Origin of the sequence: Wolbachia endosymbiont of Drosophila seguyi (assembly GCF_028981765.1) — a bacterium.
Lineage (GTDB): Bacteria > Pseudomonadota > Alphaproteobacteria > Rickettsiales > Anaplasmataceae > Wolbachia > Wolbachia pipientis.
Map to the genome: position 1 here is coordinate 1 of NZ_JAPQLM010000074.1, position 3,466 is coordinate 3,466.

The 3,466-nt window shown below is 31.5% G+C and carries 9 protein-coding genes and 1 other RNA gene; all 10 read left to right on the plus strand.

Going from position 1 to position 3,466, the window contains the following annotated elements:
- Positions 1–128 precede the first annotated feature (128 nt).
- Positions 129–468, plus strand: a transfer-messenger RNA (tmRNA) gene (gene ssrA / locus OZD62_RS01450).
- Between the two features lie 21 nt (positions 469–489).
- Positions 490–927, plus strand: coding sequence for a ClpXP protease specificity-enhancing factor SspB (locus OZD62_RS01455; protein WP_006279412.1), 438 nt, complete (start codon positions 490–492; stop codon positions 925–927).
- A gap of 200 nt (positions 928–1,127) precedes the next feature.
- Positions 1,128–1,346, plus strand: a complete 219-nt coding sequence (locus OZD62_RS01460) for a hypothetical protein (RefSeq protein WP_006279413.1) — start codon at positions 1,128–1,130, stop codon at positions 1,344–1,346.
- A gap of 13 nt (positions 1,347–1,359) precedes the next feature.
- Positions 1,360–1,620 (plus strand): type II toxin-antitoxin system RelE family toxin, encoded by a 261-nt coding sequence (locus OZD62_RS01465; RefSeq protein WP_255324035.1) that lies wholly within the window; start codon positions 1,360–1,362, stop codon positions 1,618–1,620.
- Positions 1,621–1,718: 98 nt separating this feature from the next.
- Positions 1,719–1,940 carry a hypothetical protein gene (locus OZD62_RS01470; RefSeq protein ID WP_095742622.1) on the plus strand — a complete coding sequence of 74 codons (222 nt, stop codon included), beginning with the start codon at positions 1,719–1,721 and terminating at the stop codon, positions 1,938–1,940.
- Positions 1,921–2,232, plus strand: a complete 312-nt coding sequence (locus OZD62_RS01475) for a type II toxin-antitoxin system RelE family toxin (protein WP_010962380.1) — start codon at positions 1,921–1,923, stop codon at positions 2,230–2,232. The genes OZD62_RS01470 and OZD62_RS01475 overlap by 20 nt, the downstream gene beginning before the upstream one ends.
- A gap of 83 nt (positions 2,233–2,315) precedes the next feature.
- Complete coding sequence (locus tag OZD62_RS01480) at positions 2,316–2,561, plus strand: hypothetical protein (protein WP_275019278.1); 246 nt, start codon at positions 2,316–2,318, stop codon at positions 2,559–2,561.
- Entirely contained in the window at positions 2,528–2,803 is a 276-nt protein-coding gene (locus OZD62_RS01485) for a type II toxin-antitoxin system RelE family toxin (protein WP_275019279.1), read from the plus strand. The genes OZD62_RS01480 and OZD62_RS01485 overlap by 34 nt, the downstream gene beginning before the upstream one ends.
- A gap of 171 nt (positions 2,804–2,974) precedes the next feature.
- Complete coding sequence (locus tag OZD62_RS01490; RefSeq protein ID WP_006279515.1) at positions 2,975–3,253, plus strand: YggT family protein; 279 nt, start codon at positions 2,975–2,977, stop codon at positions 3,251–3,253.
- Positions 3,254–3,466, plus strand: a 213-nt coding sequence (locus OZD62_RS01495) for a DNA translocase FtsK 4TM domain-containing protein (protein ID WP_275019280.1), incomplete at its 3' end; no start/stop codon positions are given.

Consider the following 3,466-nt stretch of genomic DNA (forward strand, 5'->3'; position numbering starts at 1 on the left):
GTAAATATTTATTTATAAATATTTTCATTGGGAGTATTCAAAAAGCCATATGTGTCAGGTTAAGAGCACAGAATTTTTTACTGGAAATATTAATTTTGTTTTAGCAATAAATCAACTTAAGGTCATAATATCTTGACATTTATTTAATGTTGCTATATAATAGCTATGTACATTTTGTGTACTATAGCAATAAAATTACCTTGTAATAGGTGTATTGGACCCGAGGGCAGTACTCGGCGTCTCCACCATGTTTTTTAATTTATATGGGGACGAATAAGGATCGACATGCATAGTAAAGATGGTAGCTTTGCTCGGTTAGACACCACCGCTAAGAGTTCATAATTTAAATGCAAACGATAATTTTGCTGCTGAAGACAATGTCGACGCAATAGCTGCTTAATTTAAGCACTATAACTTCATTGCTATAAGCACGGTTCAGGGAACGCCGGGTAACAGAAGTTCCCCAAAATTTACGTATGTGAAAGTTATATGGAGCAAACAGATTACAAAAAACTGCTTAATTCTGCTAAGTTTCAAGTTATCAAAAAGACTTTAGATGTTATATCAGGTAATGGTTTTATCCCTCACTTAGAAATATTATTTTTCACATATTTTAATGGTGTGACCATGCCAGATCGTTTGAAAAAGTCATACCCTACTCAAATGCTTATTATATTACAGCATCAATTCTATGATTTAAAAGTTTCTGAGGATAAATTTAGCGTCAGTTTGAGTTTTCAAGGAAAACAAGAGCGAATTACTATACCGTTTTTTGCTATTAGTGAGTTTCGTGATAAAATTTCAGGAGATGTTTTAATATTTGACAAAATCAGTATCGACTCTGATAAAGAATACAAAAGTGAAAAATGTACTGAAAAACTATCAAACGGTAGTATTATATCCATAGATCAACTGCGTGATGAGTAACTGCTCATCTTTATAAACAAAAAATATTAATAGAAAAAAGTGGTCTAACTTAAGTAATAGAATAGAGGGTAGATAAATATGCTAAATCTTTAATTATTTATTAACGCAGGTGGCAAAATTTTTCTTACATATCATCAACTTCCTTTATTGAAAAATTCAGAAAAATGTTGTATAATTATTAGTAGACTTTGGTAAAACATATGACAGATTCAGGAATTAGTATAACTTTTGACCCAAAAACTTCACATAACCTTACTAAGTTAGCTGAAATCACCAAGGAATCCGTTCAAGAACTAGCAAAAAGGTTAGTCATCGAAGGAATCGAGTGCGAAGTAGAAGATATTGCGTTATATAAAACTATTAAGGAATGTGAGGATGTAGACTGGAATACAGTACTATCTGAAAGGGAGAGGACATAAACTGAAATACGATATTGTCTACTCAAAAAACTTTACTGAAAGAGATTTTCTAAATCTTCCAAAAACAATAAGATCAAGGATTACAAAAGCGATAAACGAGCGGCTTACAACTGATCCAATTAAATTTGGTAAACCATTACGTGGCAGGCTAAAAGGGTATAGAAGAATAAGGGTTAGTGATTATCGAATTATTTATACTGTAAATATTGCAAAACATAAGGTATTTGTTGCTACAGCAGGACATAGAGACACCATTTATGAGAAGGCTACTTGATAAACATTAAATATATTTTTATACAGCCCTCCTTCCTTTATTGAAAAATTAAAAAAAATGTTGTAAAATAGCTATAGTAGTAGACTTTGGTAAAACTGATGGTAAATTCAAAAGTTAGTGTAACTTTCAACCCAGAAACTTCGCAGCATCTTGTTGAACTAGCTAGAGCCACCAAGCAGTCTGTTCAAAAATTAACAGAAAAGCTAGTCAAGGAAGCAATCGAACTTGAAGCGGAAGATATTGCATTTTCCAAAATTATTAGGGAGTTAAATTCTGATGATGCAGAAGAAGTAGAGGATAGTGAAGACATCTGGAAATAAGCAATACACCATTAAATATCTAAAGCATGTTCTTAAAAGAAATTTGCCTTCCTTGCCGGAAGATGTAAAGCCAAGTATTAAAGATGCAATAAAAGAGTATCTTGAGACTGATCCTATTGGTAACGGTGTGTTGCTACGCAAGAGATTAAAGGAACATAGAAGAATAAAAGTTGCTGATGATTATCGTATTGTCTACCGTGTAAATACTGTAAAACGTATAGTAATTATTGTTTCAATAGGACACAGGGACAATATTTACAAGCAGGCAATATTGGACCTACTGAAACATTAAATATATTTTTATACACCACTCCTTTCTTTATTGAAAAATTAAAAAAAATGTTGTATAATTATTAGTGGACTTTGGTAAAACATATGGCAAATTCAGGCATTAACATAGCTCTTAGCGAAGAAACTTTAAAGCATCTTGCTGAATTATCTGAATTTACTAAACAGCCCGTTCAAGAATTAGCAGGAAAACTATTTAGAGAAGCAGTTGAGCTTGAAATGGAGGATTTTTTAGTATCTAAAATTTCTGATGAGCGTGATGTTGAAGGTGCAGAAACAGTTGATTTTGAAGATATTAAGTGGGATTCGAGCGTTACAAGGTTAAGTCTCTAAAGAGTGTTGTTGAAAAAGATTTACCAAACCTTCCAAAGATAATAAGGCTAAGAGTTCAAAAGGCTATAAAAGAACGTCTTACAGTTGACCCAATAAATTTTGGTGAACCACTACATCATAACTTAAAAGGATGTAGAAGGCTAAGAGTTGGTGACTATCGTGTAATTTACAGAGTAAATCAATTAGATCATATAGTAACTATCACAGAGATAGGACATAGAGATGATATTTATAAGAAATAAATATCAACATTAATATATATTATACACCCCTCCTTCCTTGTCCATTCTCTACTTTAGGTGGCTTTGCGCAGCTCAAAAAATGAAGTTTTTTTTGGTTCAGCAAAAACAACATTTTGAGTTTGAAAAGGCTAAATACTTGTCTTTTATATAACTTTCGTGTAATAGATATGTATGCATCCAATCATATATCTACTCAATACGTTACTTGATCTTTATAGCTTCATTCTAATATGTTGGGTTGTCCTAAACTGGCTGGTTAAACTTAATATGGTGAACATATATAATGAAACTGTCAGTAGCATAATGCACATCTTGAACCAATTGACATATCCACCACTAAAGATTATTAGAAGATATATACCACCGTTCAACGGATTAGATTTATCTATAATGATATTGCTAATAACAATTCACTTTGTAAAATATACAGTAGCTTACTACTTTAGGTAGATGTTAAAAAAATATCTAAAATCAGCAATATATCTATCCCTTTTAATATATATATATATATCAGTTTTTAGCTATAACTATAAAGATCCTTCCTTAAACACAGCTACAAATGAGGAAGTGACAAATTTAGGTGGAATAGTAAGTTCATATTTAGCTGATATATTGGTTCAATTTCTTGGATTAACTAGTGTTACAATAGCTACAACCATAGTT